Annotated in this window: 21 protein-coding genes; 13 read left to right on the top strand and 8 right to left on the bottom strand. The window is 70.8% G+C overall.

From position 1 onward, the window contains the following. The first annotated feature begins 2 nt into the window (after window positions 1-2). The 5 genes from C3481_RS12475 (at window position 3) to C3481_RS12455 (ending at window position 5,860) form a co-directional block, all read left to right on the top strand. A complete protein-coding gene (locus C3481_RS12475) occupies window positions 3-989 on the top strand; it encodes an ABC transporter permease (protein ID WP_023953635.1) in 987 nt (328 codons plus the stop codon). 17 nt (window positions 990-1,006) lie between these two features. Further along, entirely contained in the window at window positions 1,007-2,005 is a 999-nt protein-coding gene (locus tag C3481_RS12470) for an ABC transporter permease (RefSeq protein ID WP_237049138.1), read from the top strand. Next, entirely contained in the window at window positions 2,002-3,708 is a 1,707-nt protein-coding gene (locus C3481_RS12465; RefSeq protein ID WP_103842602.1) for an ABC transporter ATP-binding protein, read from the top strand. The genes C3481_RS12470 and C3481_RS12465 overlap by 4 nt, the downstream gene beginning before the upstream one ends. Continuing rightward, window positions 3,705-5,042, top strand: a complete 1,338-nt coding sequence (locus tag C3481_RS12460) for a glucoamylase family protein (protein WP_103842600.1) — start codon at window positions 3,705-3,707, stop codon at window positions 5,040-5,042. The genes C3481_RS12465 and C3481_RS12460 overlap by 4 nt, the downstream gene beginning before the upstream one ends. A 323-nt stretch (window positions 5,043-5,365) precedes the next feature. After that, window positions 5,366-5,860 (top strand): DUF1990 family protein, encoded by a 495-nt coding sequence (locus tag C3481_RS12455; RefSeq protein ID WP_084670380.1) that lies wholly within the window; start codon window positions 5,366-5,368, stop codon window positions 5,858-5,860. A gap of 134 nt (window positions 5,861-5,994) precedes the next feature. Here the strand turns inward: C3481_RS12455 and C3481_RS12450 are convergent, their stop codons facing one another. Further along, window positions 5,995-7,059 carry a histidinol-phosphate transaminase gene (locus C3481_RS12450; RefSeq protein ID WP_071918918.1) on the bottom strand — a complete coding sequence of 355 codons (1,065 nt, stop codon included), beginning with the start codon at window positions 7,057-7,059 and terminating at the stop codon, window positions 5,995-5,997. A gap of 72 nt (window positions 7,060-7,131) precedes the next feature. Here C3481_RS12450 and C3481_RS12445 point away from each other — a divergent pair, with 72 nt between their 5' ends. Further along, window positions 7,132-7,539, top strand: a complete 408-nt coding sequence (locus tag C3481_RS12445; RefSeq protein WP_023953629.1) for a phage holin family protein — start codon at window positions 7,132-7,134, stop codon at window positions 7,537-7,539. Window positions 7,540-7,566: 27 nt separating this feature from the next. Here C3481_RS12445 and C3481_RS16435 read toward each other — a convergent pair whose 3' ends face one another. Both C3481_RS16435 and C3481_RS12435 read right to left on the bottom strand, forming a co-directional pair. Next, entirely contained in the window at window positions 7,567-8,874 is a 1,308-nt protein-coding gene (locus C3481_RS16435; RefSeq protein ID WP_146053649.1) for a hypothetical protein, read from the bottom strand. After that, window positions 8,871-9,173, bottom strand: coding sequence for a hypothetical protein (locus C3481_RS12435; RefSeq protein ID WP_146053648.1), 303 nt, complete (start codon window positions 9,171-9,173; stop codon window positions 8,871-8,873). The genes C3481_RS16435 and C3481_RS12435 overlap by 4 nt, the downstream gene beginning before the upstream one ends. A gap of 145 nt (window positions 9,174-9,318) precedes the next feature. Between C3481_RS12435 and C3481_RS12430 the strand changes: the two genes are divergently transcribed. Both C3481_RS12430 and purB read left to right on the top strand, forming a co-directional pair. Continuing rightward, window positions 9,319-9,795 (top strand): low molecular weight protein-tyrosine-phosphatase, encoded by a 477-nt coding sequence (locus C3481_RS12430; RefSeq protein ID WP_036305536.1) that lies wholly within the window; start codon window positions 9,319-9,321, stop codon window positions 9,793-9,795. Window positions 9,796-9,822: 27 nt separating this feature from the next. Next, on the top strand, window positions 9,823-11,205 hold the full coding sequence (gene purB / locus C3481_RS12425) for an adenylosuccinate lyase (protein ID WP_103842598.1): 1,383 nt from the start codon (window positions 9,823-9,825) through the stop codon (window positions 11,203-11,205). Between the two features lie 79 nt (window positions 11,206-11,284). Here the strand turns inward: purB and C3481_RS12420 are convergent, their stop codons facing one another. Together C3481_RS12420 and C3481_RS12415 are read right to left on the bottom strand one after the other, a co-directional pair. After that, window positions 11,285-11,614, bottom strand: a complete 330-nt coding sequence (locus tag C3481_RS12420) for a hypothetical protein (RefSeq protein WP_023953624.1) — start codon at window positions 11,612-11,614, stop codon at window positions 11,285-11,287. Then, window positions 11,611-12,261 carry a hypothetical protein gene (locus C3481_RS12415; protein ID WP_023953623.1) on the bottom strand — a complete coding sequence of 217 codons (651 nt, stop codon included), beginning with the start codon at window positions 12,259-12,261 and terminating at the stop codon, window positions 11,611-11,613. Before C3481_RS12415 ends, C3481_RS12420 begins: the two co-directional genes overlap by 4 nt. A gap of 121 nt (window positions 12,262-12,382) precedes the next feature. On the opposite strand from C3481_RS12415, the gene C3481_RS12410 reads away from it, so the two are divergent. Together C3481_RS12410 and C3481_RS12405 are read left to right on the top strand one after the other, a co-directional pair. Continuing rightward, window positions 12,383-13,306 carry an NADP-dependent oxidoreductase gene (locus C3481_RS12410; RefSeq protein ID WP_103842596.1) on the top strand — a complete coding sequence of 308 codons (924 nt, stop codon included), beginning with the start codon at window positions 12,383-12,385 and terminating at the stop codon, window positions 13,304-13,306. A gap of 102 nt (window positions 13,307-13,408) precedes the next feature. Beyond that, the gene (locus tag C3481_RS12405) at window positions 13,409-13,792 is read left to right on the top strand and encodes a GIY-YIG nuclease family protein (protein WP_258039117.1); all 384 of its coding nucleotides are present in this window, start codon (window positions 13,409-13,411) and stop codon (window positions 13,790-13,792) included. A gap of 31 nt (window positions 13,793-13,823) precedes the next feature. Here C3481_RS12405 and C3481_RS12400 read toward each other — a convergent pair whose 3' ends face one another. Then, the gene (locus tag C3481_RS12400) at window positions 13,824-14,630 is read right to left on the bottom strand and encodes an alpha/beta fold hydrolase (RefSeq protein WP_023953620.1); all 807 of its coding nucleotides are present in this window, start codon (window positions 14,628-14,630) and stop codon (window positions 13,824-13,826) included. Window positions 14,631-14,674: 44 nt separating this feature from the next. Continuing rightward, entirely contained in the window at window positions 14,675-15,007 is a 333-nt protein-coding gene (locus C3481_RS12395; protein WP_103842592.1) for a DUF3140 domain-containing protein, read from the bottom strand. Between the two features lie 196 nt (window positions 15,008-15,203). On the opposite strand from C3481_RS12395, the gene C3481_RS12390 reads away from it, so the two are divergent. The 3 genes from C3481_RS12390 to C3481_RS12380 all read left to right on the top strand — a co-directional run bounded on the left by C3481_RS12390 (window position 15,204) and on the right by C3481_RS12380 (window position 18,793). Then, window positions 15,204-16,571: an HNH endonuclease signature motif containing protein gene (locus C3481_RS12390; protein WP_103842590.1), complete on the top strand. Its 1,368-nt coding sequence runs from the start codon at window positions 15,204-15,206 to the stop codon at window positions 16,569-16,571. A gap of 107 nt (window positions 16,572-16,678) precedes the next feature. After that, window positions 16,679-17,653 carry an intradiol ring-cleavage dioxygenase gene (locus C3481_RS12385; protein WP_064955872.1) on the top strand — a complete coding sequence of 325 codons (975 nt, stop codon included), beginning with the start codon at window positions 16,679-16,681 and terminating at the stop codon, window positions 17,651-17,653. A gap of 117 nt (window positions 17,654-17,770) precedes the next feature. After that, window positions 17,771-18,793 (top strand): zinc-dependent alcohol dehydrogenase family protein, encoded by a 1,023-nt coding sequence (locus C3481_RS12380; RefSeq protein WP_103842588.1) that lies wholly within the window; start codon window positions 17,771-17,773, stop codon window positions 18,791-18,793. A 105-nt stretch (window positions 18,794-18,898) separates the two neighbouring features. Here C3481_RS12380 and C3481_RS12375 read toward each other — a convergent pair whose 3' ends face one another. Beyond that, window positions 18,899-20,953, bottom strand: coding sequence for an alginate lyase family protein (locus tag C3481_RS12375; RefSeq protein WP_103842586.1), 2,055 nt, complete (start codon window positions 20,951-20,953; stop codon window positions 18,899-18,901).

Below are 20,953 nucleotides of genomic sequence, written 5' to 3'. Positions count from 1 at the left end.
CCGTGGCCTACTACGCCCGCAAGACCGGCTACTTCCTTCTGACCCTCTGGGCGGCGGTCACGCTGAACTTCATCATCCCGCGCCTGCAGCCCGGCGACCCGGCCGAGATCATGGTCCGTCAGCTCAACGGCCAGGGGGAGATCGATCCGGCCCAGGTCGCCGCCGTGAAGGCGATGCTCGGGTACTCGAATGACAACGTGTTCGTCGCCTACGTCGACTACCTGCGTCAGCTGGCATCCTTCGACCTCGGCACATCGTTCACGTACTTCCCCTACCCGGTCGCCGACGTCATCGGGCAAGCACTGCCGTGGACGCTCGTCCTCGTGGGAATCACCCAGATCCTCTCGTTCGTCCTCGGCACGCTGTTCGGCGCGATCGCCGCGTGGCGACGCAACAGCCGTTTCGACGCGACGATCTCGGTCGGCTCGACGTTCGTCGGCAACCTGCAGTCGGTGTGGATCGGCCTCATCATCCTGTTCGTCTTCGCCTACACGCTCGGCTGGTTCCCGGCATCCGGCGGCTACGGATACACGACCCCGGGACTCACCCCGATCCATGTCGCCGACGTGATCTCGCACGGGTTCCTCCCCGCGCTGACGCTCATGGTGACGGCGCCGATCGGCTTCATCCTGTCGATGCGGAACACGATGGTGCAGGTGCTCGGCGAGGACTACATCCGCCTGGCCGCGGCCGCAGGGCTCAGAGAGCGCACGGTCGCCCTCGGCTACGCCGCACGAAACGCGCTGCTCCCCGTCATCACCGGGTTCGCCCTGTCGCTCGGCGTGCTCATGGGCGGCTCGATCCTCATCGAAACCGTCTTCGACTACCCCGGCATGGGCCGGCTCATGGGCGAGGCGACCTCGAACCGCGACTTCCCCCTCATGCAGGCGATCCTGCTGGCGACGATCGTCATCGTGCTGACGGCGAACTTCATCGTCGACCTGCTCTACCCCCTCATCGATCCGCGGGCCCGCCGGGCCAGAGCGTGAAAGGCAGGTGACAGACGATGTCCGATGAGACCCCCCTCCCCCAGCCGGCCTCGATGCCGCAACCGGCGCGCACCGAACCGACGCGCACCGAGCCCGTCCGAACCTTCCGGCGGCGCGTGACCGACGAGGACGCGTCGACGAAGGAGGTCGTGGCGGTCGTCCGCCCCGCCCGGTGGTACGCCGTCATCTGGTCGAGCCGGAAAGCGCGCGTGGGCATCGTGATGCTCGCGGTGTTCCTGCTCGTCGCGGTGTTCGCCGATCTTCTGTCGCCCTATCGGCCCAACGATGCGACCTTCACGCCGTCGCAGGACCCGAGCTGGGCCCACTGGATGGGCACGAACACGCTCGGCTACGACATCTGGACGCAGCTCGTGCACGGCACCCGCCTCTCGTTCGCGATCGGGGTGCTCGGCGGACTCGCCACGATCGTCATCGCGATCGTCGTGGGGCTTCTCGCCGGATACCGCGAGGGCGGCCTGCTCGACGACATCCTGTCGTTCCTGACCAACCTGGCGCTGGTGATTCCGGTGCTGCCGCTGATGATGGTGATCGTCGCCTACAGCGAGACGCGCGGTCTCGGTCTGCTCGTCTTCGTGATCGCCATCACCAGCTGGGCCGGCGCATCGCGCGAGATGCGGTCGCTGATCATCTCGATGCGCAACCGCGACTACGTCACCGCAGCGCGGTTCGGCGGCGACGGGATGCTGCGCATCGTGTTCCGGGAGATCATGCCCAACATGTCGTCGCTGATCGTCTCGGGGTTCATCGGCGCCGCGACCGCTGCGATCGCCGCCGAGGCCGGCTTGTCGTTCATGGGCTTCGGCGACCCGAACACCGTCAGCTGGGGCCAGATGCTCGCCCAGGCCAACGCGAACGGCGCGCTCGTGCAGGGACTGTGGGTCTGGCTGGTCGCGCCCGGCATCATGCTGGCGCTGCTCATGACGTCGCTGACGTTCGTGAACTTCGGCGTCGACATGCTCAGCAACCCCCACCTTCGCGAAGAGGAGAAGTCATGAGCCCGGCATCCGATCCGAGCACGGCGCCCGTGCTCGAGGTGTCCGACCTGTCTGTGCAGTACCGACCCAAGCTCGGCGCGACGCTCGACGCGGTCAGGCGCGTGTCGCTGCGCGTCGCACCCGGAGAGTTCGTCGGGCTCGCGGGCGAGTCGGGCTCGGGCAAGACGACGTTCGCCCAGGCGGTGCTGCGGCTGCTGCGGAGCCCCGGGCACATCACCGGCGGCTCGATCCGGTGGGGCGACCGCGACGTCACGGCACTCGGTGACGACGACCTGCGCCCCCTGCGCTGGTCGTACGTGTCGACGGTGTTCCAGTCGAGTATGAACTCGCTCAACCCGGTCGTCCGCGTTCGCAAGATGTTCGAGGACATCCTCGCCGAGCACACCGGTGCGAGCACGGCGGCCGCGCGCGAACGCGCAGAAGAGCTCTTCGACCTCGTGAGCGTCGACGTGCGGTTCCTCGACATGTACCCGCACGAGCTGTCGGGCGGCATGAAGCAGCGCGTGAACCTGGCGCTCGCCCTCGCACTGAAGCCGAAGCTCGTGCTCTTCGACGAGCCCACCACGGGGCTCGACGTCGTCGTGCAGAAGTCCATCCTCGACAAGATCCGCGAGCTGCAGGAGCGCGAGCGATTCGGCGCGATCCTCATCACCCACGACATGGGCACGCTCCTCGACTTCGCCGACCGCGTCGCGGTCATGTACGAGGGCGAAGTCGTCGAGGACATGAGCGCGCAGGATGCCGTGACCACGGGGCCGCGGCATCCATACTCCGTCCATCTCGTCGGGTCGTACGCCGAGCTGCTCGGCGAGGACGTCGCCGGCTATACCGGGGCCGAGCTCGAGGCGCCCGTCGAGGTGTCGCAGGAAGCACCGGTCGAGCACGCCCCCGTCATCGAGGTCGAGAACCTGCACCGCCGGTTCTCGAAGCGGCAGGGCTTGCGAACCGAGCACGTGGATGCCGTGAAAGACGTCTCGTTCACGCTCCGCGAGGGCGAGGTGACGGCGCTCGTCGGCCAGTCGGGATCGGGCAAGTCGACGATCGCCCGCATCCTGACCCGCATCGACGATCCGACCTCGGGCGCCGTGCGCTACTACGGCCAGCGCGACGGCGAGCCGCACGACATCACCGCCTTGCACGGCCGGCTCGCCCGCGAGTACCGCCGCAACGTGCAGTACGTGTTTCAGGATCCGTATGCCGCCCTCAACCCCACGCTGACCGTCGGGTACTCGCTGTCGCGGCCCCTCGCGAACTTCTTGCACGTCGGGCGCCGCGAAGCCGTCGAGCGCTCGGCCAGCCTGCTCGAGCAGGTCGGGCTGACTCCGGCGGGCCGGTATCTCGGGCGGCTGCCGCACGAGCTCTCGGGCGGCCAGCGCCAGCGCGTCGTCATCGCCCGCGCCCTCGCTGCCGAGCCCCGGCTCGTCGTCGCGGATGAGCCGATCGCGAGTCTCGACGTGTCGATCCGCGCCGAGATCCTCGAGGTGCTGCAGTCGCTCGTCGCCGATCACGGCGTCGGGATGCTCTACATCACACACGACCTGCTGTCGGCGAAGAGCCTCGCCAATCACGCGCTCGTGCTGCGGAACGGCGAGCTCATCGAGTCGGGCCCGGCCGATCGCGTCATCGACGACCCGCAGGCCGAGTACACCCGACAACTGCTCGATGCCATCCCCAACCCGTTCGAGAGAAGGACCGCCGCGTGACCGACACCGAGCTTCCCGACACCTACCTGCCGGAGAGTGCGCTGCCGGATGGCATGCTGCCGGATGGCGTGCTGCCGGATGACATCCGGGAGCTGACCGAGCGGGAGGTCGACGCGTCGATCCGGTGGCTGTGGGCGCACGCGACCGGCGACCTCGACAGCCCGGGCTGCGGGCTCGTGCTCGACCGCGACGACCTGCCGGGCGTGGCGACGGTCGCGGCGACCGGCTTCGCCCTCGCGGCATGGTGCGTCGGCGTCGAGCGGGGCATCCTCGGCCGCGGTGAGGTGCGTGACCGGGTCGCCGCGACCCTGCGCACGCTCGAGGAGTCGGTGCCGCATCGCGGTGGCTTCCTCGCGCACTTCGTGGATGCGGCCACCGCTGAACGGCAGGGGCGATCGGAGTACTCCACGATCGACACGACGCTCGCCCTGTGCGGTGCCGCGGTCGCGGCATCCTTCTTCGCGGCCGACGGCGACGCCGGACGGGAGATCGGCGAGCGCACCGAGCGCCTGCTGCGCCGCATCGACTGGCCGTGGATCATCGACGACGCCGGCAACCGGGCGGTCGTCCGGATGGCGTGGGTCGCCGACCGCGAGGACGACTACGCCGACGGCGCCGATGAGGCCGGCTTCGTGAGCGCCTGGTCGATGACCGCCGAGCAGCTGCCGATGTACCTCCTCGCGGCGGGGCACGAGCGAGTGTCGACCGAGCTCGCGCGTGACCTGTGGCGGGGGTTCGACAAGCCGGTGGGGTCGTACGGCGGGCACGAGTGCGTGCATGAGCCGGCGGGAACCCTTTTCACCTACCACTTCCCGCTCGCGTTCTATCCGTTCCAGCGGGTGCGCGATCTCGACGGGCGCGACTGGTGGGCGAACGCGCGCGAGGCGTCGCTGGCCTCGCGGGCGTGGTGCGCCGACCAGGCCGGACGGTGGAAGACGTTCGCGAGCGGACTCTGGGGACCGGCAGCCGGCCTCGGCCCGGGCGGGTACGTCGTCAACGGCGCACGCCCGGCGCTGCGCGAGCCCCATGCCGACGGCACCGTGCCGCCCGTGTCTCTCTTCGGGGCGCTGCCGCTCGCTCCCGCGGAGGTGGCTCCGGCGCTTCGCGTGCTGCGAGATGAGCATCCTGGCGCATGGAACGAGTGGGGCGCGACCGACGGGGTCAACCTCGAGGGCGACGAGCCCTGGTACGCCGAGCCGCGCTACGGACTCAACAAGGGAGCGACGGCGCTGCTGGGTGCCGCAGCCCTCGGCTCGACCCTCGTGTGGGACACGTTCTCTCGGCATCCCTGGATCGCCCGCGGCGCCGACAAGCTGGGCTTCACCCCGGCTTGACGGACGCTCCGGCCCTCGGCCAGGGGGCGTGTCTCGCCAGGCCAGCGGTCGAGGGCTGCACGCCCAGCGCTGACCTGGCACCTCACGCCCCCACAACCCCGGGATATGGGCGCGTACTGCCAACCCGCAGGTCAAGGACCCGTGGCGGCGAGCGCGGGCGGTTCCGTCGGACGCCGTCCCCGGCGCAGCGCCGTGCCGCGATGCAAGGAGTTGTGACCGACGCCCCGCGACAGCGGCATCCATCACGGGGTGTCGCAGCCGATCCCTTGCATCCACGCACCCACGCACGCGCCTGCTGGCGGGGCGGGTGGGATGCTGGTCGCATGAGCCTGCCGCACCGCGATGAGTGGAATGCCGACCCGCGAGGCTTCCGCCGATTCGAGAGGACCGTGCGCGTGGGGTCGGGGGATGCCGCGTGGCGGCGGGCCCGGACCGACCTCTTGGCGTGGCGGGTGAAGACACGCAGCGGATTCCGGGTGGTCCCCGATGTGCCGGCCGTCGTCGGTGGGCGGCACTGGCTCGAGATCGGCCGCGGCCCCCTGACGCTGCGCGAGCCGGTCGAGGTCGTCGCTTTCGTCGACGAGTCCGACCGGGTGGGCTACGTCTACCTCGCGCTGCCGGGCCATCCGCTCGAGGGAGAGGAGACGTTCCTCGTCACCCGGCGCGGCGACGACGTGCTCTTCACGCTGCGATCGCTCTCGCGGCCGGCGCCCATGTGGTTCTGGCGGCTCGCTTATCCGGCGGTCCGCATCGTGCAGGTCATCGTGCGAACGCGCTATCTGAGTGCTCTTCGGCGCGGAGACCGCACCGCGCGCTAACGACCCGCGAGCCGCGATGCGAGGGATCGTGGCCGACACCCCGGGCGGACGGCATCCTCACCGGCGTGTCGAGCCCGACGCATTGCATCGCGGCACGCGCACCGTCGGCTCCGAGAACCCCGCTCGCGCGCCGGTCAGCCGACGACGGATGCCGCGGCCGCGACGATCCGCTCGATCGATTCCTCTTCGCCGACCGAGATGCGCACACCGTCGCCGGCGAACGCCCGCACGATCAGGCCGGCCGCGTCGAAGGCCTCGGCGATCTCGAGGGCCCGCTCACCCGCGGGCAGCCACACGAAGTTGCCCTGCGCGTTCGGGATGTCCCACCCGGCATCGCGCAACCGGTCGGCGAGTGCGTCACGTCGCACGGCGATGTGACGCACTCGCTCGAGCAGTTCGTCCTCGGCGTCGAGGCTCGCAAGCGCGGCTTCCTCCGCCTGGGCTGTGACCGAGAGGGGGATGCCGGTGCTGCGGGCCGCATCGAGAATGCGGTGGTCGCCGATGGCGTACCCGACGCGCAGTCCGGCGAGTCCGTAGGCCTTCGAGAACGTCCGCAGGATCACGACGTTGGCGTGCCCCGCGGCGAGCACGGCGGCGCCCGTCACGGCATCCGGGTCGGTCACGAACTCGGCGTAGGCCTCGTCGAGGACGATGAGGACGTCGGAGCGGACCCGCGCCACGAACGCGTCGAACGCCGCCTGGCTCACGACGGGACCGGTGGGGTTGTTCGGGCTGCAGACGATGATCATCCGCGTGCGGTCGGTGACGGCATCCGCCATCGCGTCGAGGTCGTGGCCGGCGTCGGCCGTCAGCGGCACCGCGACGGCGGTCGCGCCCGCGACAGCCGCGAGCCCGGGATAAGCCTCGAACGATCGCCAGGCGAACATGATCTCGTCACCCGGACCGCTGGTCGCCGATGCGAGCTGGTACAGGATCGACACCGAACCCGCCGCGACGTGCACGCCATCGGGGGCGACCGCGTATCGATCCGCGAGCCGCGCGCGCAACCGGCCGGCCGAGGCGTCGGGGTAGCGGTTGAAGGTCGTCGCCGCGCGCACGGCCTCGACGACGCCGGGCAGCGGGTCGAACGGGTTCTCGTTGCTCGACAGCTTGAAGGCGTCGGCGGAGGCCTGACGCCCCTGGCGGTATGCGGGCAGCGCCGCGATCTCGGGTCGGATGCGCACGGGCAGGTCGGTCACGATGCGAGTCTACGGATGCCGCCGCCTCCACCGGATGACGGATCGGAGGCCCCGTGGGAGACTGACGGCACTATGAGCCTCATCATCCGACTGATCGTCAACGCCTTCGCGGTGTGGATCGTGACGCTGATCCCGGCGCTGGAGGTGTCGGTCGTGGCGTTCCCGCCGGGCGGCGACCTGCAGCTCGTCCTCACGCTGCTGCTGATCGCCCTCATCTTCGGACTCGTCAACGCGATCGTCGGCACCGTGCTGAAGGTGCTCGCGTTCCCGCTGTACATCCTGACCCTCGGCCTGATCTCATTCGTCATCAACGGCTTCCTGCTGTGGCTCACCGGGTGGGTCACCTCGGGTTGGGACTGGGGCCTGCGCATCGGCGGCTTCTGGCTCGCGGTGCTCGCGGCCATCGTGATCGCACTGATCAACTGGGTCGCCGGCATCCTGTTCCGCCCCCGTCGCGACCGAGACCGCGACCGCCGCTGACACACGAGCAGACATACGCGCGCACCATCAGTCGGGCCTCCGCACGCGGTAGGTCGTGACCTCGGCCGGCTCGTCGCCCCCGAAGGCCGCGATGCGCTCGTGGACGTCATCGACGCGGGGGTCGTCCGAGGCGTCGGCGAGCGCGGCGGTGTCGCCGTAGGCGTCGATCGAGTGGGCACCGAGCGCGACGTCCGCGATGCCGGGCGGTGGGTCGGCGACCCGTTCGACGACGATGCTGCCCGCCGCGCCCGCACGATCGGGGTGGCCGCCGGACTGCAGCGCCGGGACGAGATCGTCGGTGTGGCGCACCGTGACCTGGAGCGTGGCCTCGCCGGGATCGGCCTGCACGGGAGAGCCGAACGTCACGTTGCCCACGACGCGGAAGGGCCCGTCGACCGCGAGGCGTGACGTGATCGCGCCGCCCTGCGAGTACCCGACGGCGAGCACGGCGTCTCCCGGCCGCGCGCCGGCGGCGCGGAGGGCGCTCACCACCGATTCGTACGACGCCGAGCTGCGGCCCGCGTAGAGCTGCACGTTCGACGACATGTCGAAGGGCTCGCGGCCGCCGAATCCGAGCGGCGATCGGGTTCCCGCGACAAAGACGGCGAAACGGCGCTCGCCTCCCGCGAGGGTGTAGCGCTCGACGCGAACCTGATCGCCCTCGCGCGGGATGCGTTCCGCGAGCGCGGCGAGTGTGCCCGGCGCCGCCGCGCCCGCCTCGCGAACCGCTGACCGCGTGACCTCGACGACCTGCGGCGGCGCGGACCCGCCGCGATCGGGGGTCGCACGCCCCAGCCCCAGGGCGCCGAGAGTGGTCAGCGCGAGACCGCCCGCCGCGACGGCGGCTCCCCCGAGCAGGCCCAGTGGAACGGCGGCTCCGCCGATCTGGCGCTGGAGCTCGCCGTGCCGCAGCAGCGGCCAGGTCGTCAGCAGCAGGTCGGCACGCGAAGCGGCCGTCGGTGAACGGTCGCGGGCCGCGAAGATCCGGCGGTCGAGCAGATCCGTCACGCGACGGTCGCCACCCTCGGCAGCCCGCCGTGCGGCTTCGAGCTCGACGATGTCGTAGACGTCCGCGGCATCCCGCAGTCTTCCGGCGAGAGCCGAGGCCTCGGCGGTGAGCGCGTCGAGGAGCTGGGTGAGGTCAGCGGCGAAGGCCGCTGCGGGCCACGCGGTCGCATCGTGCGCAGCGAGCTCGCGAGCGGCCGTCTCGAACATCGACCTCAGCACGTCGCATTCCGTCGACAGGCCGAGGAGCACGGATGCCGCGAGACGGAGCTGTTCCGTATCGACCGCGATGACCCCGCCGTCGCGGATGTCGAGGGAGTCGTCGCTCACGGGCCTCCCGCCACGAGCCGGGTCTGCACCCGGTGCAGTTCGTCGTCGAGGCGGTCGATGCGCATCGCCGCGTCATCCGATCGCTCGCGCCACGCGGCGAGCCGCTCGCGGTACTCGCGCGCGGCGCGGGCGCGCCAGGCCGTGTCGTGCTCGAGCTCGGCCGCGCGGCGTCGGATCGCGTCCACCTCGTCGCGCAGGGCGGTCAGGCGCGGGCGCAGCGCCGCGATCATCTCGAGCGTCAGCACCGGGGCGGTATCGAGTGGCGTGGCGTTCGAAACGAGCGGCTCAGGCGGAGGCATGCCCCTCACGATGCCGGTGCGGGGAGCCGCACGGACCGCCCTCGTCCCCGCTGGGGGACGACGAACGTCGGCGATACATCTGTGCAGGAAAGGCCGCATCCTCCACAATGGGACGGTGACCCGACGCGCCGAGCCCTTCCGCGTCATGTTCGTCTGCACCGGGAACATCTGCCGCTCCCCCATGGCCGACGTGGTCTTCCGCTGGTTCATCGACCAGTCCGGGCTCGGCGACCGTGTCGTGTCGGCGAGCTCGGGAACGGGTGACTGGCACGTCGGCGAGCCCGCGGACGGACGCACGCTCGAGGCGCTCGAACGCCGCGGATACGACGGGCGGGGGCACCGGGCCCGTCGCTTCACGCTGACGGATTTCGACCGATCCGACCTCATCGTCGCGCTCGACCGTTCGCACGAGCGCGTGCTGTCGAACTGGGCGCGTACGACGGCCGACACCGACAAGCTCGGCCTCCTCATGTCGTTCGACGCGCACGCCGGCGGCGACCTCGATGTGCCCGACCCGTACTACGGCGACGCCGGAATGTTCGACGAGGTGCTCGCTATGATCGAGAGCGCGAGCCGGGCGCTCTTCCGGCAGCTCGAACCCGCGATCCGCACCACGTCCTGAGCGCCCGTTCACACTGAATGGAGCCTCGTGACCTCTCTGCCCCCGCAGCCCCTGAGCCCGCTCGACGGCCGATACGCCGCCGCCGTCGGATCCCTCGCCGACTACCTCTCCGAAGCCGGTCTGAACCGCGCACGCGTCGAGGTGGAGGTCGAATGGATCATCGCCCTGACCGACCGGAGCCTGTTCGGCAGCTCGCCCCTCGCGGATGAGCAGAAGACGCGGCTGCGCGGCCTGTACCGCGACTTCGGTCAGGCGGAGATCGACTGGCTCGCCGCCAAGGAGGCCGTCACCCGCCATGACGTGAAGGCCGTCGAGTACCTCGTCCGCGACCGGCTGTCGGCCCTCGGCCTCGACGCGATCGCCGAGCTGACGCACTTCGCGTGCACGAGCGAGGACATCAACTCGGCCTCCTACGCGCTCACCGTCAAGCGCGCCGTCGAGAACGTCTGGCTGCCGAAGCTGCACGCCGTCATCGGCGCCCTCGGCGACCTCGCCCGAGAGCACCGCGATGCCCCGATGCTCTCGCGCACCCACGGCCAGCCCGCCACCCCGTCGACGATGGGCAAGGAGATCGCCGTGTTCGCCTGGCGCCTCGCCCGCGTCGCGAAGCAGATCGAGGGCGGCGAGTACCTCGCGAAGTTCTCGGGGGCGACCGGCACCTGGTCCGCGCATCTCGCGGCAGAGCCCGACGTCGACTGGCCCGAGCTCTCGCGCTCGTTCATCGAGGGCCTCGGCATCGACTTCAACGTCCTGACCACCCAGATCGAGTCGCACGACTGGCAGGTCGAGCTCTACGACCGGGTGCGGCACGCCGGCGGCATCCTGCACAACCTCGCGACCGACATCTGGACCTACATCTCGCTCGGCTTCTTCGCGCAGATCCCCGTCGCCGGCGCGACGGGGTCGTCGACGATGCCGCACAAGATCAACCCCATCCGGTTCGAGAACGCCGAGGCGAACCTCGAGATCTCCGGAGGCCTGTTCGCCACGCTCGCGCAGACGCTCGTCACGAGCCGCATGCAGCGCGACCTGACCGACTCGACGACGCAGCGCAACATCGGCGTCGCCTTCGGGCACTCGCTGCTGGCGCTCGACAACCTGCAGCGCGGGCTCACCGAGATCTCCCTCTCGCGCGACGTGCTGCTGGCCGACCTCGACGCCAACTGGGAGGTGCTGGCCGAGGCGATCCAGACCGTCGTCCGCGCCGAGATCGCCGCCGGCCGCTCGCAGATCACCGACCCCTATGCGCTGCTCAAGGACCTGACCCGCGGTCGCCGTGTCGGCGGACCGGAGCTCGCCGAGTTCGTGCGCGGCCTCGACATCGGCGATGCCGCCAAAGAGCGCCTGCTCGCCCTGACCCCCGCGACCTACGCAGGCCTCGCCGACGACTTGGTCTCAAGCCTCGGCTGACGCCGAAAACGCACCGCCCCGCCGAGAACGCTCGGGGGGCGGTGCGTTTTGGTGTGGACGGTACGCGCTCGGCGGTCGCTCAGCTCCGAGGCGACGTGCCGGGGGCCGGGTCGTCGGGAGTCTCGGACTCGTCGGGGTACAGAACCGGGCGGTCGACACGCTTGCTCACCTGCGCGGGATCGACGGCGAGCATCAGCAGTGCGATGATCACGAGCGTCGCGATGAAGGCGATGCCGGCGACGACGAGGGCCACGACGACGGCACGCTCGACCGACTCGCGCGGGATCGACTGGAACGCCCCCATCGACACGAGGGTGATGACACCCGAGAAGATCGCCGCGACGAACGCGAGGCCCAGCAGCTGGACCGGGCGCATGATCTCGCGGCGGGTGGGGTGTTCGCCGCTCACGATGCGACCTCCGGATCGGACGAGGGGGATGACGGAACGGATGCCGCGGGCACGATCTCTTCGCGCCGCGGCGAGAAGCCGGCGATTCCGAGGAACACGGCGACGATCGCGGCGTAGCCGCCGAACAGTCCCACCCCGATGGTGATGCCGGTGAGCGTGAAGGCGCCGGCCTCCTCGATGACGTAGTCGAGACGGTAGGCCGGGTTCACCAGCAGCAGGCCGGCCACGAGCAGCAGGGTGATCGCGCCGATGAGCACCTCGTCGCGGGCGGCCGGGGCACCGGAGCGTCGCCCGCGGATGCCGCCGACCAGCTCGATGAGGCCCGTGACGGCGGCCCAGGAGATGACGACGGCGAAGAACCCGATCGGCGTCCGCAGCGGCGGGATGCCGGCGAGGATCGCGGCGATGAGGGTGAGTGCCCCGAGCGCGATCGGAAGCCCGCGGCGGCCCGCGGGACTCGTCAGCCAGGCTCCGACGAAGAAGATGATCGCGGTCGCTGTCGCGAAGCCGCTAAATACCGACATCCCGACGGAGGCGGAGTGATCGGGCGAGAAGGTGATCATCACGGCGGCGACGGCCGCGAAAAGGGCGCGCGCGAGCTGGACATGCCGCACCTCGAAGGTGCGGGCGGCGGATGCTGCAGACACGGCGGACTCTCGCGATTCAGAACGGGATCCCCCCGATTCTACGCTTCCGGCCCGAGACGCCGCCCGCCGGGCGGCATCCCGCCGGGGAATCCTCCGGACGGCATCGACGTTGCCCCCGCACATGAAGGCATTGACGTACAACGAGTTCGGCGGCAACGACCGCTTCGAGATCACCGAGCGGGAGATGCCCCACATCGGGCCGGACACCCTCGTGGTGCGCGTGATCGCCGCCGGTCTGAACCCCGTCGACTACAAAGTGCGCGAGGGGTACCTGCAGGGCCTGCTCGACGTCCAGCTGCCCGCCGTCCCGGGGTGGGACGTCGCCGGAGTCGTGGAGAAGGTCGGTCTCGACACCCCGGAGTTCCAGGTCGGCGACCCGGTGCTGGCCTACGCGCGCGCCGATGTCGTGAGCGGCGGCTCGGTCGCCGAGTACATGGCGGTCCCCGTGCGCACGGCCACGCGCAAGCCGGACGGTCTCGACTTCACCGCGGCCGCTGCGATTCCGCTCACCGGCCTGACCGCGCTGCAGGCGATCGAGCGGTCGGCCGTCGGAGAGGGGTCGACCGTCCTCATCCACGGCGCGGCCGGCGGAGTGGGATCGTTCGGTGTTCAGCTCGCCCGCCTGCGTGGCGCGCGCGTCATCGGCACCGCGTCGGAGCGCAACCACGACTACCTCCGCGGGCTCGGCGCCGAGCCCGTCGTCTACGGCGACGGCCTGGCCGGCCGGGTGCGCGAGATCGCTCCCGACGGCGTCGACGTCGTGCTCGACTTCGCGGGTGGCAGCTCGCTCGACTCCACGCGCGACCTGCTGCGCGAGGGCGGTGTCGTCACCTCGATCGCCGACCCGCGGGCGGCATCCGAGTTCGGCGGCAACTACATCTGGGTTCGCCCGGATGCCGCCCAGCTCGCCGAGCTCGCGCGTCTCGCCGCCGACGGTTCGCTGCGGGTCGAGGTCGCCGAGACCTTCCCGCTCGACGACGCCGCCGCCGCCTACGCCCGTCTAGAAGAGGGGCACACCCGCGGCAAGATCGTCGTCACGGTCTGACGGGTGGATGTCGGAGGCGGGCGCGATCCTGGAGTCGTGCCCGCCTCCTTGATATCCGAGATGCCGTCCGCCTGCCGCTTGTGCGGCGGACGCTCCGGCGGCGTGAGCCCCGATACGGGGCACTGGGTGTGCCGGCGCTGCGGATGGCGTCTGGGTGACGCCTTCGACGCCGACCTGCCCCGCCCGGTCGTGGCCGTCGTCTACTACCTGCGATTCGGCGCCCGCGTGAAGATCGGCACGAGCGAGCGGCCACGGCAGCGGCTCGCCGCCATCCGGCACGACGAGCTCCTCGCATTCGAACGCGGCGGGCGGTCGCTCGAGCAGCAGCGGCACCGCGAGTTCGCCGCATTCCGCGAGGGCGGCGAGTGGTTCACCCTCGTGAGCCCGCTGACCGAGCACATCGAGACGGTACGGGCGGCGGCATCCGATCCGTGGCTCACCTACGACCGATGGCTCGGCGACGCGTATCGGCGCGCGTCGTCGTGACGCCGCAGCCGGCGCCCGGGCGGATACGGCGTCATCCCTCCGTGAGGAACTCGATCGCGGTCTGGCGGAACACCCGCGACCCCGGTGCGTTGAAGTGGTGCCGGTCGGGGATCTCGACGAAGCGTCCCTGCGGCGTCGCGGCGGCGAGCGCTTTCGATCCCTCGATGATGGCGTCACGAGATCCCGTGGCGAACAGCACGGGCTGCTCCGGCGCGTTCGCGGGGTCGGGATCGACGGTGCCGGAGGCGCGCATGCCGCCGGCGATCGCCAGCAGCGCCCGCAGGTCGTTGCCGGGGACGCGCTCGGTGAGCCGCACGTAGTTCTGCGTGACGGGGTCGGTCACCTCGGTGCCGTTCTCGACGAGCGCGCGCACCTGATCGATGTCGAGGCGCGCGAGCGGGATGCCGTCGGGCACGCCGCCCAGCACGCCGCGCGTGATGCGCGCGGAGAAGTCCTGGAGCACCTCCCAGCCCACACGCGCGCCCAGCGAGTAGCCGACGTACATCGCCGTGTCGACGAGATAGGTGTCGAGCACAGCTTCGACGTCGGATGCGAGCTGGTGCAGGTCGTAGTCGGCGGCACGATGCGGCTTGTCGCTCGCACCGTGTCCTCGCTGATCGAGACCGAGCACGCGGAAGCCCGCGCGCTGCAGGTCGCGCACCCACCCGGTCGAGACCCAGTTGTCCTTCGTGTTCGACGCGAACCCGTGCACGACGACCACCGTCGGAAGGTCGTCCTCTCCCCACGAGTAGGTGGCGATGCGGTGGCCGTCCTCGCCCACGAGGACGAATCGCGGTTCGGGCAGCTCGGTCAGACCTGAGGACGCGGGGATGCTCACGGCTCCATTCTCCCGCGCGGCGGAGGCCCGCTCGGCGGAGGCAGTCACTTCTTCGCGGGGTCGTGGCCCCAGTTCATGAGCGAATAGCGCCAGGCCGTCTCGGTGATGTCGCCCGAGGGGCGCTGCGCGAGGTGCCGGTTGACGTAGCCGACGACTTTCCGCATGTGCTTCAGGTCCGATTCGGTGAGCTCGTCCTTCTTGGTGCGGAGGAGGTCGACGATGCGTCGGCCCGACTGGTGGCCCGTCGACTCGCCGCCGCCGTCCTTCTGACCGACCTTCTTCGACTCGTCGGTATCGAGCCATTTCTCGAGCTCGGCGGGGCTCATGTTCACGGCCTCGCGGAACTCGTGCCGCGTCTGGTCGTCGTCGTCACTCATGGTGCGATGGTGCCCGCGGCTGCCCCCCAGCCGCATCCTCTTGACAGCAGGATGAGTCAGCTCGTCATGCCGCCTTTTCGCGGTTTCTGCTGTCGGCGGGCATGGCGATTCCTGCACAATTCGCGTACGTCGCGACTTATCCACCGTCGAACGTATATCCACCTCCAATGTCGGAGGTCGCTGACATTATGGGAACATGACATCGAACGACGGTGGAGGGCTCGGGCGCGACGGTGCCGCAGATGCGTCGCCGCACGCCGACGCGTTCTCCGTGTTCGCGGAGGCGCTCGACCAGTTCCATGCGGCTGATGTCTCGCGGGTTCGTGCGTTGGCGGAGCTGGGTCGGTCGGCGTTGCGTGAGGCGCAGCGTGACGGGGTGCGGGGGATGGCGTCGGACATGGAGCTGCGGTCGGTCGCGGCCGAAGCCGCAGGGATGGCGCGGCTCACCGACCGGCGGTTGCAGGGTGAGATCGACCATGCGATGACCGTCATCGACGACTACCCCGCGGTGTTCGAGGCGTGGGTTTCACGGCGGATCGAACGCGGACACGTCGACGTGGTCGTGCGGGTCGGCGCCGAGGTGCCGGACGAGGTGCGGTCAGAGTACGCGGAAGCCGCCATCGCGGTGTGCGAGCGGGATGTGCCCTCCCGGGTGCGCGGTGCGCTGGAGGCTCTGGCGGCCAGGTTGCACCCGCAGGCCTTCACCGAGCGGCATAAGACCGCGGCGGCGGAACGGTGCGTACGCGTGTTCCACGGGGCCGATGGGATGTCGAACCTCGTCGCCAGTCTGCCCACGGTGATCGCGGCGGGGATGCTCGACCGGCTCACGCAGATGGGACAGTCCGTGAAGGACGCTTGGGCGGAGACGGGCGCGGGCGCCGCCGGGACGGATGCTGCGGGCGCGGCCCCCGTCGGGGAGAGCGAGCCGGCCGATACGCGGACGATGGACCAGCTGCGGGCCGACATCCTCGGCGACCTCGTCCTCGGCGGAGCACCGGTTGTCGACCCGACCTACGGCACCGACCGGCCCGGTGGGCTCGGGGCGATCCGAGCCCGGGTGCAGGTCGCCGTCACCGCAGAGACGCTGATGGGGCGCGATGACAACCCCGCCGAAGCTGTGGGCGCTGCGCTGATCGATGCCGACACGGCACGGCAGCTCGCCGGGCAGGTGTCCGAGTGGGACCGGCTCTTCATCGACCCCGTCACCCGGAGCCCGGTCGAGATCGACACCTACCGGCCCACCGCGTCGATGAAGAAACTTCTGATGGCGCGGGATCAGCACTGCCGGTTCCCCGGATGCCGACGAGCGGCGATCCGCTGCGAACTCGATCACACGATGGACTACGCCCTGGGTGGGCACACCCACATCTTCAACCTCGCCCACCTCTGCCAGCGGCACCATTCGATGAAGCAATTCACGAAATGGGAAGTCCGGCAGCTCGGCGGCGGAGTCCTGGAATGGACCTCACCCCTCGGACGGGTCTACCGCGAAGACGTACCCATACCCGCGGTGTGCTTCACCATCGACACCGCCGATCCGCCACCGGACAGACCACCCTTCTGACCGCGCGGCGTCTGGGGCGGGTCTCATATCCGGCGCATAGGTCCACCCAACGATACGGATGGGCTGACCGGCGATGCTCGGTGGTCGAACCGACCGAGGAGTCCGACGTGAACCGCATCCCCGAACCCGACCACACGCCCGCAGGGCCGGCCTACGAGGGCCGTCTGCTCGACCGCGCCGACGACGAGGTCGTCGACCAGGGCGCCCCGTTCGACATCCGCACGCTGATGAGCCGCCGCTCCGTGCTGAGCCTCGCCGGCCTCGGACTGGGCGCCGCAGCTCTCGCGGCCTGCACTCCCACGGCGACCGCCTCGCCGTCGGCGTCGGCCACCGCGACACCGGCATCACCGGCGGCGTCGACACCACCCGCGACGCCGGACGCCGGCGCGAGCCTGCCGGCGGGTGAGATCCCCGATGAAACCGCCGGCCCCTACCCCGGCGACGGGTCGAACGGACCCGACATCCTCGAGCGGTCCGGAATCGTCCGCAGCGACATCCGATCGTCGCTCGAAGGCGGGACGACGGCCGATGGCGTGCCCATGACCCTCCGGCTCACGATCCTCGACACGGCCCGGGGCGACGTCCCGTTCGCGGGTGCCGCGGTCTACGTCTGGCACTGCGACGCCGCCGGCGGGTACTCGATGTACTCGAATGGGGTCGAGAACGAGACCTACCTGCGCGGCGTGCAGGTTGCCGACGCATCCGGCGTCGTCACCTTCACCTCGGTCATCCCCGCCTGCTACACGGGCCGGTGGCCGCACATCCACTTCGAGGTGTACCCCGACACGTCGGCGATGACCGACGCCGCGAACGCCGTCGCGACATCCCAGGTCGCCCTCCCCGAGGACATCTGCACCGCCGTCTACGCGCTCCCTGCCTACAGCGGTTCCGCGCGCAACCTCGAGCAGGTGTCGCTCGCCTCCGACAACGTCTTCGGCGACGACGGCGGCGCGCTCCAGCTCGCAACGGTCTCAGGAGACACGTCATCCGGGTACGGCGTCTCACTCACGGCGCGAGTCGACACGACCACGACCCCGACGGCGGGCGCCGCTCCGGGCGGGAGATCGCCCGGCCGCCCCTGAACCGTCCTCGCAGCGTGAGCCCGCATGATGCCACGCAACCCTCATGGCTGGCCAGGAGGGACCCGCTGGCCCTCGCATGAGGTGGAATGGGATCACCGCTACGAAGGGACAACCACCATGCGCGGAGTCATCATGCACGCCCCCGGCGACGTCCGCGTCGAGGAACGCCCCGACCCGGTCATCGAGAAGCCCACGGATGCCGTCATCCGCGTGGCGGCGGCCTGCATCTGCGGCTCCGACCTGTGGCCCTATCGCGGCGAAGACGCCATCAAGCGCCCCATCCCGATGGGGCACGAGTACGTCGGCGTCGTCGAGCAGATCGGCGACGATGTCAGCGGACTCTCCGTCGGCGACTTCGTCGTCGGCTCGTTCATCGCCTCCGACAACACCTGCGAGATCTGCCGCGACGGCTACCAGTCGCACTGCGTCGACCGCGTGCCGATGGGCCGTCTCGGCTCGCAGGCCGAACGCCTGCGCGTCCCCCTGGCCGACGGCACGCTCGTCGTCGTCCCGGGCCAGCCCACCGACGACCAGATCCGCGGCCTGCTGGCAGCATCAGACGTGCTCGGCACCGGGTGGTTCGCCGCCGTCGCTGCTCAGGCCGGCCCCGGCAAGACGGTCGCGGTCGTCGGCGACGGAGCGGTCGGCCTCCTCGGCATCCTGTCGGCAAAGCAGCTCGGGGCCGAGCGCATCATCGCGATGTCGCGCCACGCCGACCGTCAGGCGCTCGCCCGCCGCTTCGGCGCGACCGACATCGTCGAGGAGCGCGGCGCCGACGGCGTCGCTCGCGTCAAGGAGCTCACCGACGGCCTGGGCGCGCATTCCGTGATCGAAGCGGTCGGCACGCAGGAGTCGATGATGCAGGCGATCCGCTCCACCCGCGCCGGCGGTCACGTCGGATACGTGGGGGTCTCGCACGACGTCGAGCTTCCCGGCGCCGAGCTCTTCGGATCGGGCGTGCATCTGCATGGCGGCCCCGCCCCGGTGCGGCAGTACCTCCCCGAGCTGATCGAACTCATCATGTCGGGGGCGATCGACCCGGGCGCCGTCTTCGACCTGACGCTGCCGCTCGACGATGCCGCCGAGGGCTACCGGGCCATGGACGAGCGCCGCGCCACGAAGGTGCTGCTCACCCTCTGACCGGCACCGGGATGCACGGCATCCGATCCGACACCCCGTCCAGGATGCCGCCGGCACGGCGTGTCTGCCGCGATCCCTTGCATCCGGGATCGCGGCAGACCGGGCTCAGCCCCGCGTCGTGACCGCTCGCCGGCGCACCCGCGCGACGATGAGGAGCAGGCCGACGAGGCTCAGCCCTGCGGCGAGCGCCAGCGGCGCGGGCGAGACCTGGCCTCCGGATGCCGCGAGCGAGCCGATCGCCCGGGCGTCCGAGCCACCGGCCGGCGCCCCGGCCGGACCGGTGCCCGACGAGCCTCCCGACGACCCTCCCGGCGAACCCGTGCCGCCGGGGGTTCCCCCTCCCGGCTCGCCCGTGCCCGGCTCACCCGCGCCCGGCTCACCCTCACCGGGTGCCGCCGTGACGTCGGCGAGTCCACCGTGGGTGAGGCTCAGGTACGGCGCCGAGTGGATCGTCGTCATCGGCCCTTCCTCGGCGAGCAGCGCCGCGCGCTGGTCCGTCGGGAAGTGGTTCTGCGCCAGCTCGAAGTAGCTCATGCTGTGCGCCAGGACCCCCGCGTCGCGCAGGTAGTCGATGGTTCGCACATTCGCGAGCTTCGCCGGGTCGCCCGTGTAATAGGGGAAGGATGCCGGGTCGGCGACCCATCCCGTCGCGGCGTCCGCGGCGTCGGCGAGCCCGCGCCCGTTCGCGTTGACGTGAGCGTGTACGTCGTACCCGTGCGCCGACAGCGTCTCGGCGACGAGGAAGAGCGGCAGCAGCGAGAAATGGGTGTACCAGATGCCGTAGTCTCCGACGCCGTTGTTCCGATCGACCTCCTCCGGGAGGTGCCCGTTCTCGTCGATCTGGTGCTCGAGCAGCTCGACGGCGCGCGTGTTCGCCGCGTCGAGCCCCACCTCGTCGTCGAGGTACGCCGCCACGGCGGTCGTCGTCTCGAGGGCCCAGCTGCCCCAGTTGTTCGTGCGGTGAAGGATCGACGCCGCGACCGGCGACGCCGTCTCGCGCAGGAAGCCGGCGAACACGGCCTCCGAGGCCGCACTCCACACCGACGTGCCGCGCAGCAGCTCGGCGGAATGGATGAAAGCCGGGAAGTGGTAGCTGAAGGCGAGCGCGGAATCTTCGCGGGTGCGCACGCATTCGACCGTCGTGGTCCAGGCGTCGATGAACTGCGCGGCATGCGCACCGTAGCGGGCATCGCCCGACAGGCGATACGCCAACGCGAGCTCGTAGGCGGTGTTCGCGTCGTTCTGCAGCCCATCCCGTGCCGCACGGTGCGCGGTCGGATCGTTGTAGAAGAACGGCACGAAGAACGTCGTCGGCGGGGCGGGCGCTCGCTCGAGACCCGCGTCGGCAGCGGTGATCAAACGTGCGTACGCGAACGCCTGCGGCTGCTCGCCCGCCGCGATGCGCGCCGATACCGCCTCGACGCGGGCGCCGCTCACGAGCACCTCGCCGCGGCCGGCATCCGTCGCCGGCGTCCCCGACCAGCCGACGCAGTCGGTCGGCACCGGCTCAGCCCGATCGATGACGCCCGACAGCTGCACGGAGGCGGCCGACATCCGGACGTCTCGGTGCGCCGCGAGGGCGAACCCGCTGCCCGAGAAGGCGCCGTCCGTGACGTCGATCAGCGTCGTCGCCTCCCCGGCGCCGCCGAGGCCGACCCGCATCCGCTCGCCGTCGAGCGACGCCGTGACCGTGACCGGGCCGGACCCGGGGCGAGCGTCGGTCTGCGCGGTGCCGAGTACGGCGACCTGACCGTCACCGGCGGCGCGGATGAGCGCCAGCTCACCGCTGTTGCGGACGAGAACGGTGTAACCGGACTGCGTGTAGTCGTCGGCGGTTCCGGTGCGACGCACCGTGAAGCCCGCCCACGCGCTGGCTCCCCCGCCCGCAGCGGAGAAGGTCACCGTCGCGGTCGCCGCCTGGTCGAGGCCGCGGCCGGTCAGCGCGAGGATCGACCCTCGTGACGACCCCGGCTGCACGACTCTCGCGACGCCGTCCGCTGCCTCCCACGTCCCGGCTGCGGGCAGCCACTCGGACGTCAGCTCGTCGAACGCCTCGTCGATCGTCGCGGGCGGTGTCGGAGCGGCGGTCGCCGGGAGGGCTGCCATCGTCAGCGCGACGACGCCGATCAGACCGAGCGAGAATCTCCATCGATTCTTCAT

This window comes from Microbacterium sp. Ru50, assembly GCF_002920555.1.
Classification (GTDB): Bacteria; Actinomycetota; Actinomycetes; order Actinomycetales; family Microbacteriaceae; genus Microbacterium; species Microbacterium arborescens.
The sequence above is the reverse complement of the archived record's forward strand: the minus strand, read 5'-3'. Positions and strand labels throughout refer to the sequence as shown.

Bases quoted from the DNA above. Each gene is read 5' to 3' on its own strand.
- C3481_RS12470 (WP_237049138.1), top strand. From the start codon at position 1,007: ATGTCCGATGAGACCCCCCTCCCCCAGCCGGCCTCGATGCCGCAACCG.
- C3481_RS12410 (WP_103842596.1), top strand. From the start codon at position 12,383: ATGAAGGCATTGACGTACAACGAGTTCGGCGGCAACGACCGCTTCGAG.
- C3481_RS12395 (WP_103842592.1), bottom strand. From the start codon at position 15,007: ATGAGTGACGACGACGACCAGACGCGGCACGAGTTCCGCGAGGCCGTG.
- C3481_RS12380 (WP_103842588.1), top strand. From the start codon at position 17,771: ATGCGCGGAGTCATCATGCACGCCCCCGGCGACGTCCGCGTCGAGGAA.
- C3481_RS12375 (WP_103842586.1), bottom strand. From the start codon at position 20,953: ATGAAGAATCGATGGAGATTCTCGCTCGGTCTGATCGGCGTCGTCGCG.
- C3481_RS12430 (WP_036305536.1), top strand. From the start codon at position 9,319: ATGTTCGTCTGCACCGGGAACATCTGCCGCTCCCCCATGGCCGACGTG.
- C3481_RS12465 (WP_103842602.1), top strand. From the start codon at position 2,002: ATGAGCCCGGCATCCGATCCGAGCACGGCGCCCGTGCTCGAGGTGTCC.
- C3481_RS12455 (WP_084670380.1), top strand. From the start codon at position 5,366: ATGAGCCTGCCGCACCGCGATGAGTGGAATGCCGACCCGCGAGGCTTC.
- C3481_RS12390 (WP_103842590.1), top strand. From the start codon at position 15,204: ATGACATCGAACGACGGTGGAGGGCTCGGGCGCGACGGTGCCGCAGAT.
- C3481_RS12445 (WP_023953629.1), top strand. From the start codon at position 7,132: ATGAGCCTCATCATCCGACTGATCGTCAACGCCTTCGCGGTGTGGATC.
- C3481_RS12435 (WP_146053648.1), bottom strand. From the start codon at position 9,173: ATGCCTCCGCCTGAGCCGCTCGTTTCGAACGCCACGCCACTCGATACC.